This window comes from Streptomyces sp. P3 (assembly GCF_003032475.1).
In the GTDB taxonomy this organism is placed as follows: domain Bacteria; phylum Actinomycetota; class Actinomycetes; order Streptomycetales; family Streptomycetaceae; genus Streptomyces.
On sequence record NZ_CP028369.1, the window covers coordinates 6409412 to 6420500 of the forward strand.

The 11089-nt window shown below is 67.2% G+C and carries 14 protein-coding genes and 1 pseudogene; 10 read left to right on the forward strand and 5 right to left on the reverse strand.

The window, feature by feature from the left end; all coding sequences use genetic code 11:
• Nucleotides 1-117 precede the first annotated feature (117 nt).
• Nucleotides 118-1062, forward strand: a complete 945-nt coding sequence (locus C6376_RS28425) for a transposase (RefSeq protein WP_254076091.1) — start codon at nucleotides 118-120, stop codon at nucleotides 1060-1062.
• A 109-nt stretch (nucleotides 1063-1171) separates the two neighbouring features.
• Here the strand turns inward: C6376_RS28425 and C6376_RS28430 are convergent, their stop codons facing one another.
• From C6376_RS28430 to C6376_RS44765, 3 genes are all read right to left on the reverse strand, one after another.
• Complete coding sequence (locus tag C6376_RS28430; protein ID WP_107446032.1) at nucleotides 1172-1597, reverse strand: hypothetical protein; 426 nt, start codon at nucleotides 1595-1597, stop codon at nucleotides 1172-1174.
• 43 nt (nucleotides 1598-1640) lie between these two features.
• Complete coding sequence (locus C6376_RS46200; protein WP_301554708.1) at nucleotides 1641-1772, reverse strand: hypothetical protein; 132 nt, start codon at nucleotides 1770-1772, stop codon at nucleotides 1641-1643.
• Nucleotides 1773-1867: 95 nt separating this feature from the next.
• Nucleotides 1868-3412 (reverse strand): hypothetical protein, encoded by a 1545-nt coding sequence (locus C6376_RS44765; protein WP_254076092.1) that lies wholly within the window; start codon nucleotides 3410-3412, stop codon nucleotides 1868-1870.
• On the opposite strand from C6376_RS44765, the gene C6376_RS44770 reads away from it, so the two are divergent.
• Nucleotides 3405-3782 carry a hypothetical protein gene (locus tag C6376_RS44770; RefSeq protein WP_216825613.1) on the forward strand — a complete coding sequence of 126 codons (378 nt, stop codon included), beginning with the start codon at nucleotides 3405-3407 and terminating at the stop codon, nucleotides 3780-3782. The genes C6376_RS44765 and C6376_RS44770 overlap by 8 nt on opposite strands.
• Nucleotides 3783-4144: 362 nt before the next feature.
• Here C6376_RS44770 and C6376_RS45550 read toward each other — a convergent pair whose 3' ends face one another.
• Together C6376_RS45550 and C6376_RS45555 are read right to left on the reverse strand one after the other, a co-directional pair.
• Nucleotides 4145-4372, reverse strand: a complete 228-nt coding sequence (locus tag C6376_RS45550; RefSeq protein ID WP_254076093.1) for a hypothetical protein — start codon at nucleotides 4370-4372, stop codon at nucleotides 4145-4147.
• A 25-nt stretch (nucleotides 4373-4397) separates the two neighbouring features.
• Nucleotides 4398-5327 carry a tyrosine-type recombinase/integrase gene (locus C6376_RS45555; RefSeq protein ID WP_254076094.1) on the reverse strand — a complete coding sequence of 310 codons (930 nt, stop codon included), beginning with the start codon at nucleotides 5325-5327 and terminating at the stop codon, nucleotides 4398-4400.
• A gap of 154 nt (nucleotides 5328-5481) precedes the next feature.
• Between C6376_RS45555 and C6376_RS28445 the strand changes: the two genes are divergently transcribed.
• The 8 genes and pseudogenes from C6376_RS28445 to C6376_RS28485 all read left to right on the forward strand — a co-directional run bounded on the left by C6376_RS28445 (nucleotide 5482) and on the right by C6376_RS28485 (nucleotide 10830).
• Nucleotides 5482-5694 carry a hypothetical protein gene (locus C6376_RS28445; protein WP_107446033.1) on the forward strand — a complete coding sequence of 71 codons (213 nt, stop codon included), beginning with the start codon at nucleotides 5482-5484 and terminating at the stop codon, nucleotides 5692-5694.
• Between the two features lie 81 nt (nucleotides 5695-5775).
• The gene (locus C6376_RS28450) at nucleotides 5776-6396 is read left to right on the forward strand and encodes a histidine phosphatase family protein (RefSeq protein ID WP_107446034.1); all 621 of its coding nucleotides are present in this window, start codon (nucleotides 5776-5778) and stop codon (nucleotides 6394-6396) included.
• 353 nt (nucleotides 6397-6749) lie between these two features.
• Nucleotides 6750-6896: pseudogene (locus C6376_RS28460) on the forward strand (AAA family ATPase); the annotation flags it as partial.
• 159 nt (nucleotides 6897-7055) lie between these two features.
• Nucleotides 7056-7541: a hypothetical protein gene (locus C6376_RS28465; RefSeq protein ID WP_173985752.1), complete on the forward strand. Its 486-nt coding sequence runs from the start codon at nucleotides 7056-7058 to the stop codon at nucleotides 7539-7541.
• Nucleotides 7542-8137: 596 nt separating this feature from the next.
• Nucleotides 8138-8797 (forward strand): TnsA-like heteromeric transposase endonuclease subunit, encoded by a 660-nt coding sequence (locus C6376_RS28470; protein ID WP_254076095.1) that lies wholly within the window; start codon nucleotides 8138-8140, stop codon nucleotides 8795-8797.
• Complete coding sequence (locus C6376_RS28475) at nucleotides 8794-9243, forward strand: hypothetical protein (protein WP_107446035.1); 450 nt, start codon at nucleotides 8794-8796, stop codon at nucleotides 9241-9243. Before C6376_RS28470 ends, C6376_RS28475 begins: the two co-directional genes overlap by 4 nt.
• Nucleotides 9244-9245: 2 nt before the next feature.
• A complete protein-coding gene (locus tag C6376_RS43955; RefSeq protein WP_159083280.1) occupies nucleotides 9246-10427 on the forward strand; it encodes a hypothetical protein in 1182 nt (393 codons plus the stop codon).
• A 13-nt stretch (nucleotides 10428-10440) separates the two neighbouring features.
• The gene (locus C6376_RS28485) at nucleotides 10441-10830 is read left to right on the forward strand and encodes a hypothetical protein (protein ID WP_159083281.1); all 390 of its coding nucleotides are present in this window, start codon (nucleotides 10441-10443) and stop codon (nucleotides 10828-10830) included.
• Nucleotides 10831-11089 lie beyond the last annotated feature (259 nt).

Consider the following 11089-nt stretch of genomic DNA (forward strand, 5'->3'; position numbering starts at 1 on the left):
CGCGTCGCCCGCACTCCGGTCAGCCCACGCGACCCCGCCCTCCTCACCACCGTGCTCCCGGACCTAACGAGCTCGTGCATGGTTGGCGGTGGCGAGGTGAAGCCGTGATCGTTGATCATGGCTTCCGTGGTGGGGAATCGAGCGCGTACAGCCATCGTTCGGAGCCAGCGGATCACGGGCTTGTCGCCAGATGTGATCGCTGAACTCGTCGCTGAGATCGGCCCGTTGTGGCACGAGCGGCACCAGGCCGTGCTCAAGTCGCGCCCTCGGCGCCGGGCGGTCGGGGCCGGGGCGAAGCACAAGCTGGTCTTCGTCGACCGCTTGCTGGCCACCCTGGTTCACCTGCGGCACGGCGTCACGCACGATGTGCTGGCTTGCTGGTTCGCTGTCGACCGCTCCACCATCACGCGCGCAATCGGTGAGCTACGACCCTTGCTGGCGGCGCGCGGCTGCACCGTCGCGCCCGGCAGCAGGCTGCGTACCCTCGCCGAAGTCGTCGACTATCTCGGTGCGAGCGGGCAGACCGGGATCATCGACGGCACCGAGATCCGGGTCCGCCGCCCGGCCGCCGGACGCAAGGACCGGGAGAAGTTCATCTCGGGCAAGAACAAGCAGAACGCTGTCAAGTCGATGGTCGTCACGGATGCTGACGGCAGGCTGCTGTTCTGCAGTCCTGTCGAGCCCGCAAGCTGCGCGGACATCACCCATGCGCGCCAGTTAGGGCTGGTCAGACTGCTTGCGGACGGGCCCTTCGTGGAGGTCCTGGCCGATGCCGGCTACCAGGGACTGGGAGCACAGACCGGCGGCCGGGTGGTGACACCACCGCACCGCAAGTTCAAGAAGAACGCCCCGGACTGGTACGAGGAAATGCACGAACGCCAGCGAAAGGCCCACTCCTCCCGCCGGATCCGTGTCGAGCATGGCATCGCCCACCTCAAGAACTGGCGAGCTCTCGCACGCCACCACGGCCGCCGCGAGCACATGACCGACATCATCCAAGCCGTCGCCGCACTGCTCTCCCACCAACAGACCGCCACCGTCCTCGACGATGCGCACATGTGAACCCCGGCGCCAAACCGCAATCTGCGACGTGCCGCCGCCAACCATGCACGAGCTCGTTAGGCGGCCGCGCTGGGCGGGGTCGGGGCGCAGGAGGGAGCAGCGGACAGAGTCAGGAGCGCCCGTGCTCGCGGTGGAGCTCGTGGTAGCCGCGGAAGTCGAAGAACCGCAGGCCGTCGATCACCGCTCCAGACAGGATTTCCGGAAAGGTCCATGGGTGGGGGGTGTAGTCGTCCGTTGCCACGCCTCCATGCTCAAGCAGCAGCGCGATCATTCGGTGAACCTCTGCGGTGCCGTCGATCCGCCCGGAGATGTCGATCTGCACCGCCCAAGTGGGGTGATGTCCGACGGCCGCTTCGAGGATCGCCACATCCTCGGGATCCCAATCGGAGAAGAGGTAGCCGGTCTGCTCATCGTCGATGTCGATGTAGAGGTTGCCGTCCAGAGTCCATGGATTGCGCTGCTCGGGCAGATGCCGATTGAGCGAGGCGACGGTCGCAGCTCGCTCACCTGCGGGAAACACGAAGACAGTTCGCATGGGTTGGAGCGTAGGCAGTTCAGCTTCGTGGCGACCATGGATTTCAGGGACGGTGCTGGTCCGTCGAAGTAGTGGTGGTGCGGATGGCGACGTCGGCGAAGGTCGGCATGCCGAGATCGACTGTGGAGGGTCGGCGGGCTGCTTCGGCATCGAGCTGGTCCAGCTTGCCTTGCACGCCGGTGAGGCTGACCTGGAGGCCCTCGACTTCGCCCAGCCATCCTTCCCGCTCCGCCTCAGCGATCCGGGCGATCAGGTTGTCACGGATGTCAGTTAGCCGTGACCGTTGGGCTGGATCAGGCCGGAGGAGCGAGCATCTGACACAAGCGTGCTCATGGATGCAAGGGGATCCGAAGGCGCGTGCGCATGTACCGATGGACACCTTCCGCTTCTCGAAGTGGGAGAGGAAGGCGTCCCACTCCTCCTCTGTCGGGATGCGGTACTCCTCCCCGGGGCGGGAGGCTCGTCGGCGGGCGATGAAGGCTCGGTGGGCCTCGATCGTCTCGGCAGGGTAGACCGCCTTGTATCCGATTGTGGTGTCGATGTTCTTGTGACCGCAGATGACCTGGGCAATGTGCGGGGCAGTCCGTTCATGATGGCGTCAGTGACGAAGATCCTCCGGAAGTCGTGGGGAGAGAAGAACAGTGCCTCACCGTCGGCGTTGGTCAGCCCGGTCGCGGCCAGCGCATTGATCAGCAGTTTGCGGATCGCGGTTGGTGTGAAAGCGCGGTGCTCGGAGCCGACGCCACGCTGGAACAGCAGTGGCATCGGCGGGTTCCAGACTTTCTCACGGACGTCGTAGGCGGCCACCAGCGGAACCATCCCGCTGGGGCGACGCAGCCGACTGATGATGGCGCTGAGGACGTCGGCGAGTTCCGGGCTGACCAGCAGGAGTCGCTCGGTGTCGGTCTTGGACGGAGCGATCTGCAGCAGCGGGACGACCTCGCCGGTGGACGGGAGCCGGTACTGGATGACGCTGTGGTGTGTGAGTTCCAGAAGCTCCTCGTTGCGAACATCGGTCAGACGCAGGACTTCGATCACGGCGAACGCCCAGAAGGCCTCCTCTTCTTCGTAGGAGAGATTCCGCCGACGCCCGCTGGAGCTCTCCTCGGCCCAGGTGAGGTGGCCCGCAGCCTTCGGGGCAATGGTTCTGCGCAGGGCGCCGTCCGTGCCTGGGATCAGCTCTCCGGGCTCGGTGTCTCGCGCCGCCTGGAGCAGGCCGGCGGCTTCGCGGCGCCGCCGGTCGGTGGCGCTGACCAGGATGGGGAGGACGGGAAGCCGCTCGCGGGTGCGCTGGTCCATCCGGGCTTTGCGTCTCTTGCGTTCCTTTGCCTTGTGGATCTCGCCGTCGCTGATCGGGCAGGGCACGGCCCATGGCCCCCAGCGGGCCGGTTCCTCGGCCGCCCATTGCGCGATGTCGAGGTAGAACGCTCGGACGCGCATGAGTTCGTCTTTGGCGTTGAGCCGCGGGCTGGTGATTTCAATGCTCTTGCCGTCGGGGCCGACGATGTTGCGCCTTTTGACCTTCAGGTCGTCTTTCCAGGCGCGAGCCACCGCCGGGGGCAGTCGCAGAGAGTCGATTCCTGGTGCCAGATCTTCGATGCGGGCCCAGAACAGGCCCGCGCGCGTACGGGAGATCGCGTCCAGGCTGGTGAAGTCCAGCGACGGCTGGCGTTCGCGCAGATAGTCCACGATCACGTCGCGTACCGGTTGGCAGCGGATCTGGTAGCGGTCCACCAGCTCTTCGATGCTCGACTGGCCCAGGGCGAGCCCGAAGGCGCGGATCGTGGCCGGGGCGTCCTCGGGGAAGATGCCCATAGCCCATAGCCCGCAGCCGCAGGTAGAAGTCGACCTTCTTCTGTCCGCCGCGGGCATGCACCCGGCGCTGGGTATCGATGAGCTCCACGCAGTCGCCGACAGTGATGTCGTCGATCCGCCCGCCCTTGCAGGCCAGCAGGATGGCGATCCGCGTCGCGGCGGTCTGCGCATCCTGGCGCGCGCTCGCCGGCCCGGCGGCGGCCAGCTGGCGCAGGCGCGCGAATCCATGCGGGTCCCGGGTCTCGGCCATCACAGAAGCGAGATATCGGTGCGAGCGGGTGAGCATCCACGGCAGAGCCGGACGAATGACGTCTCCGCAGATCAGCATGAGCAGCCCAGAGGCCAGGTCCTCCCGGTCATGCGACGGTGAGGGCCCGTGCTCGCTCAGCCACCGCTTGGGGATCTCCACCCAGGAGGCTCCGGACAATTCCTCGGCTCCCGTGGCCATCCAGCGCTGCTGCCAGGTATCCCCGGGCTGGCTCGACAGCCAGTGCAGGAGCCTGGTCACCCCGCGGCGGCGTCCCGCTCGGGTGCCGTTCGCCACCGGAAGGAACGGCGCCATCGTCAGGTGTCGCAGCGTTTCCTCAGACGACTGCGCGGTCTGGGACCACCACCGTTCCGCGGTCCGGGCCGGGAACTGCTCGCGCAGTCGGCTGTTCCGCGCCTGGGCCTGCTCCGCGGTCGCATTCGTGATCTCCAACGTCTTGCGCGTCGCGTGCTTGACGACGGCCGTCATGACGAGCGCCCGAACAGGACGTCCAGCGACGCCGAGTCGTAGCCCGGTGCCGGCGGCGGAGGCGCCGGCTGGATGTTCTCGCGGGCCTGGCGTGCGTGGTGCGCCAGCACCCCGGTCACGACCTCGTCTCTGTGCGGCGTCAGATATACCTCCGTGGCGGACAGGTGAGCGTGTCCGAGCACCCACTGCACGTCGGACAGCGCCAGCTTCGGGTCGCGCACCATACGGGCGGCCGTGCTGTGCCCCAGGTCATGAAGGGGTCCAGTCGGCGCCGAGCGAGGCGTTGACGCGCTCGAACATCCGGTGGGCACCGTGGTAGGTCAGGGGTCGGATCGGATCTCGCCGTGTCCACCACACCGGCTGGGTGCGGCCTCGCACAACCTGGCCTTGTACCTCCTGCTGGTAGAGGCGCAGCCATACGAAAGCGTCCGCAGATGCCGGCACCTGCTGGACCGCCCGCGAGCCCTTGCGCACCACGCTGATCAACTGCTGGCCAGGGTCGACATCGCGCTGACGCATGCCGATCAGTTCCGAAGCCCGCACCCCGGTGGAGATCCAGAAGGCGACCAAGGCCCGGTCGCGGTTGGAGGGCAGCGCCGCGAACAGTTTGTTGAACCATGCTTCCGGAATCGAACGCGGGATTCGCCGCGGCAGGCTCGGCCGGTACCGGCCCACGCGTTCAAGCTTCCAGCCGGCCATCGGATTGTGGTGCGCGTGAGCCCGTCCAGAGCGGCGGGCAAGATCCAGCGGGAACGGGTTGAGCAGCGGGCCGGTCCCCGCATCGCGGTGCACGTCGTAGAACCGGCGCAGGACCGTCTCGCTGTGCACGACGGTGGCCGGAGCGTACCCGGATCCGGTCGACGGCTTCCCGGTCACCGGGTTCGCGGCACCGGCTTCCCCTACCGCCCGCGGCTCCTGGGCCTTGACCTTCCTGGGTTTGACGGTCTGCTGGATCCAGCAGCTGAAATCCCGGGCTTCCCGGCGGGTCGCCCGATCCCAGGGAACATCCACGGCCCGCAGGAACCGCCACCACCGCAACAGATCCATCCCGTAGGAGCGAACCGTTGACGGCGCTTTCCCGGCCGCCAGCAACTCCTGGAAGTAGACGGCGACCGGCTCGACGGCCGCTCCGTCGGGATCGATCAGCCGGTACGGCTCGTACCGGTTGCCGGTCTCCATCAGCCGACCCCACTGGGGAACCGCCAGGGCTGCCAAATCTCGTCGGGGAGCATCCTTCATCACGACCGGTGAACGTAGTGCCCAATGACTCCATCCGCCCACTGAACTGGGCAATCTCCAGGCTTCGTTCAGTCAACGGGGCGTCAGGTGCCCCATGCTCCGGCTGAACCTGGCCCAGGAACCCCGGCTGCTGGAGATCGAGGCCAACACCCGCCAGCGCCTGGGAGAGGCCCAGCGGATGCAGTGGCTCGGCGAGGTCGCCGGCTTGCAGGAGAGCCTGCGGCACATCGCCGCCAAGAAACAGCAGGTCGAACGCCTTCGCGCCCAAGCCGGTCACGGTGAGGCCGGTGTCGGAGCACTCGGCTGAAGGAACCGGGGCTCGAGGTCGCGACGTCCCCCTCAGGACTGTGCACAAGATCACGAAAAGGGGCAGGGAAACATGTCAGGTATGAGTGGAACGGCCACCCGCTACCTATATCTCGTCCGGCATGGGGAGGCATTGCCGGACGAGAGTGGGCTGACGGAACACGGGCGACGGCAGGCAGTCCTGCTGGGCCAGCGACTCCTTGACAGCCCGATCTCGGTGGTGCACCACGGCCCGCTGCCCCGGGCAACGCAGACCGCGCACCTGATCCAGGATCAGCTTGACGGTGCTGCCCTGCAAGCCTCGGAGGCTGCCGGGGACTATCCACCCCACATACCGCTCCGCGAGGAACTTCCCCCGGAATCAGCCGACTTTCTCCGATTCCTCGACCAATTCACGCCCTCGGAGCGAGAGCGTGGCCCGGTACTTGCACGCGAAGCACTGGAACAGTTCACCGGCCCCGTTACCGGCAGCGAGGCACGCCACGAATTGGTCGTCACTCACAACTTTCTGGTCGGCTGGCTGGTCCGGGACGCCATGGACGCGCCGAAGTGGCGCTGGCTCGGCCTCAACCACGGTAATGCCGCCCTGACGGTCATCCGCTACACGCCCGGTCGTCCCGCCGCCGTGCTCTTCTACAACGACATGCGGCACCTGTCTGCTGAACTGCGCTGGACTGGATTTCCGCCTGAAATGCACCTTTAAGTGCATCCGTTATGGCCTGTTCTGCGGCGCTGCCCGCAGAACAGGCCATAGTGCAGAGAAGGATCTTCGCGTCCGAAGGTCAGGAGGCGTTCTTCGAGGGACACGTGCACGCCTTCAGAGTGCTGGGCGGAGTACCGACGGGCAAGGTCCGTTACGACAACCTCAGTTCCGCCGTCGCTCAGGTGCTGGGCTTCACCCGGGCCAGGGTGGAGACCGAGCGGTGGACCGCCTTCCACTCGCACTTCGGCCTGGAGGTCTTCTACTGCCAGCCCGGCTTGAAGGGCGCCCATGAGAAAGGCGGCGTCGAGGGCGAGGTCGGACGCTTCCGCCGCAACCACCTGGTCCCGGTGCCCTTTCCCGACGTCGCCGCAGCGGCCGCCCGCGAGCAGATGACCTACCGGGGCTTCCTCGCCGAGCTGCTGATAGCCGAGTGCGACGACCGGGCCCGCCGACGCTCCGAACGCCGCATCAAGGCAGCCGGCTTCCCCCGCCAAAAGTCCCCGCAGTTATCTGGGGTAACGGTGAAGGCGTCTTGCAAAGTCGCTGTTCACCACGCTGCGGACGCGTCGGGAAGGCGGCTGAGGCTCATCCTCTGCCCAGGGTGCCTGCTCTTGGAGGTAAGCCGCTGTCCTGTTGGAGTGCTTCCGTAGGATCACGTCATGACTGCCGATGCCCCGCTCACCCGAGAGTCGTTCCGGCGCCTCCATCCGGTTAACACGCCCCGGCCGGTGTCTCAGTTGCCAGATCGAGTCTGGACTGACGAGGACTGGGACCGGATCCGGCGCGGATATCGAGCCCGGGACATGGATGAGAAGTGGAACGCCTTCGTTGAAGGCGATGTCCTTTTCATGCACCGGAGTTGGACCGGTCACGGCGTCTATGAGGTGTCCTTTGCCCCAGTGACTGGAGGTGGGAGGAAGATCACCTCCGCTGTTGTGGAGGCCGATCGCGAGCGCTATCGGAGTGTGGGGGACGAGTACGACTGTCTGATGCTGGAGCTGATCATCAGCGCGATCGTCCTTGGTGAGCCCGCCGCCGACCTCCGGGCCGGTCTCGTGGAGTTGACTGCTCGGGCTTCGGGAAAGAGAGATCTTCCCGCAGGCGTGGTGGAGCACAGTGCTCTGGGATTGCGCTCTGGATCGTAAGCTCTGCAGCCCGGCGAGTGCTGTCACGAGGTCGGGCCCACTGCGAGCACACCGCCGCCCAGCGCGCTGGCACCTCCGCGGCTTTCGCCGCCGCCGACTGCGCGATCCTCGCCAACTCCCGCCTAATCGCCGAAGGCGTCGACATCCCCAGCGTGGGTGCCATCGTCTTCGCCGAAACGTCGCCACGCTCACCACCACGAGCAGCGGAAGCCGCGCGGACACTCAGTGACCAGTACGGGCACCAAGCTGGCCAACTACCGCGACCAGAGATGGCCAACTACACGAGCAGTCACAGGCGCTGTGACGTTGATCGGTAGTTGGCGGATTTGATCGGTAGTTGGCGAGCCGTGGTCCGGTGACTGTGAGTTGTGGTCGTGTACGGAGATATGTGCACGCCTCGTACGACACGGTGCTGTGCTGGTGTCGTGAAGCCCCGCAGAGGTGCCCGGATCCGGTCAGACGTGTGTGGGTTGGACGGGATGTCCTCCGCGTACGAAGTTGGGGATGCCGTACGCGGTCGGCTGTTGCTTGACGATTCGTGGCCGCGACGGTGCTCCACTACGTGGTGTTTCGACGGCGCCGAGGTGGCTTGGCCCGTGCGGGACCTGTCGACGGTGCCGCTGCTGTCGTCTCAGCCGGTACGTCGGTTCACCTGGCGGGCACGCCAGCGGCACAGGCCGGGGCTGCAGTTCATGGTGTCGACCGGTCGTCATCACGGATTCGAGTCGTCGGAGGAGGCCCGGCTGCTGCTTGCGCTGGACTTCGTGACGGTGGCTGAGGTCCTCCCGCAGCCGTTCCGTCTCTCCTTCGAGCACCAGGACGGGCGGGCAGAACACATTCCGGACTTCCTCGCGGTGATGCCGGTTGGCGGGCGGTGGCTGTTCGACGTCCGGCCGCGGCAGCTGGTGCGGGAGGACGACGAGCTGAAGTTCGCCGCCGCTCAGGAGATGGCGGCCGCCGTCAGCTGGCGCTACGGTGTGACGGGCTGGCGCCCGCACGTTCACAGCGGGGTGGACCAGATGTCGGCTCAGCGCCGGCCTCTGCAGGATCCGCTCGGTCTTCAGCGGGAACTGGACGCGGTCGTGGGCACGGAGCCGGTGGAGTTCGGTCAGCTGGTGGAGAGCACGTCGTTGCCGGCCGTCGCGCGGGCCCACGCGCTGCATCTGCTCTGGCGTCGCCGTCTCGGCTTCGGCCTGAGCAGGCCCTTGAGTGACTCCTCCCGGATCTGGCGGTCACAGCGTCGGGAGGAGCGGTGACGTCGCTGCCCGATCTGGCGCCGGGCACGGCCCTGCGGATCAACAGTGTCGAGTGGACCGCTGAGGAGGTGCTGCCACAGGTCGGCCAGGTCGTCCTCAGCGGCGGCGACGGGGAACGGCAGACCCGGTCGATCCGCTGGCTGATGCACCATCCCCACTGCCGGCCCGCGAAGTCAGGGCATCCGTCCGGACGGCGGGAAGGCGCTCAGCAGCCGGTGACAACCCGGGACTTGACCGAGGACCAGGTGAAGCGGGCCCGGTTGCGGGCCGCCCACGTCCTCGAGGCGGAGACCGGCTACCGGTCCAGGCACCCGTCGCGGGCGCTACCGGGTGAGCCGCGGCCGGCCTACGACCCGGACAGGACCACCGTGACCGGCGTCGCCGGGCGAAGGCCGCTGAGCTGGCGGCACTGGGCCGGGAGGAGGCCGAGCTGCTGGGCCTGGTGAACATGAGCGTGCGGACTCTGGAACGACTGGCAGTCGTCCCGAGCGGCGAGAGCTTGATCACGGCCTGCGCGGACGGCCGCTGGACGCGCAAGAGCGGAGGCCACCCGAGCGTCACGGAGGAGATCCGGGAGGCTGTCTTCGCCGTCCGGCAGGAAGTCCTGCAGCGATCACGGATCAGCATGCGGGCACGGCACCGGCTGATGCGCCAGTACGTCCGGGAGACCTTCCCCCAGTTCCCGGAGGGGAAGATCCCGGCTACTTCACGCTGCGGAACGTCTGGAAGGAGTGGTTCGGCCCGGACGGCGCCCGCCAGCGCTACGTGCGGTCAGCGGAGACGGCGAAGGAGGCGTCCGCGCGGGTCGTGGTGCATCGCCCGGGCCAGGTGGTGGCGTTGGACACCACACCACACCACACCGCTGCCGGTCAAGGTCCGTGAGTCCGTCTTCGGCGACCCGGTGACGGTGATGCTCACCCTCGCTCTGGACCTCTACACGCACTCGATCGTCGCCTTCCGGCTGACGATGGTGTCGGACACGGCCATGGACGTTGCGATGCTGCTGCGGGACGTGATGATGCCGCTGCCGATGCGGGAGGGCTGGCGCCAGGACATGGAGTGGCCCTACCCCGGCGTCCCGGCCACGCTGATCGCCCGGTTCGCCGGCCACAAGGTCGCCGCCCTGCCGTTCTTCCCGCCCGAGACGGTGACCACCGACCACGGCGCCCCCTACAAGAACCACGATGTCGTCGAAGCGGAGCGGACTCTGGGCTGCACGATCCTGCCCGCCCGCGCTCTTCGGGCGACGGACAAGTGCGCCGTCGAGCGGGCCTTCGGCGCGATCAACAGCCTGCTGCTCAAGCACCTGCTCGGCTTCACCGGCGTCGACGTCGCTGACCGCGGCGCCGACCCGGAGGCCGAGTCCGTGCTGACGATGTCGCGGATGGAACACCTGATCGCGACGTGGGTGGTGAAGGTCTGGCAGAACCGGGTGCTGGGAGAGCACGCACCGTCCTGGGGGCCGGGTGAGGAGCACAGCCCGAACTCGCTGTTCGCGGCCTCCATGCACCAGGGCGGGTTCTCCATGCAGATTCCCAGGCCAGAGCTCTACTACCAGGTGCTCAAGGCTCACCACGTCAAGATCCATCCCGGACGCGGGGTGAAGATCGGCGGGCTTTGGTCATGGTAACTAGGATTGACCCATGACTAGTCGACGTCAGCTGATACTTCGTCTGTCACTGCCCCTGCCGCTGCTGTTGGCGTCCACGCTCTCCCTGGCGGCCTGCAGCTCGACGCCCTCCAAGGCCACGGTGGCGGCGCGCGGGCTTGCCAAGTCCTCCTGCGCCTCCCTGCAGCAGCTGACCGACCACCTCGCCCGCCCCCGGCCGTCGGATCTGACCGACCCCTACTACCGGACCGCCGAGCAGTACCTGAACACGGCGACCAACCGCGCCGCCGACGCGGCTCAACAGGACCACGGATACCAGGAGTTCGCCGACACCCTGCACCGGGCGGCCGTGACCTGGCAGGTCACCTTCACGCTGGACAAGGCCGAGCCGCTGATCCAGCAGGCGCGGAAGGAGAAGTGCTGACGCTCGCGACGTGAACTAGGGACTTTCTCTCAGATCCGTTTGTGAGATCGTCGTGTTCGTGATCGAGTCCTGGGTGATCAACGATGGCAGCGCCGTCTCTGGCCTCAGGGTGAGGGGCCTGGGCTGCACTCGGGCCCTCGGGGGTTCTCGGCATGGAGGGCGGGCTTCAGCGGGGTGTTGTGCGGGGTGCGGGCACGGTTGCTCCTTCCGCGTGCTTGCATGAGTGAGATCGGGTTGGACGGGGTCGACGATGCCGAGG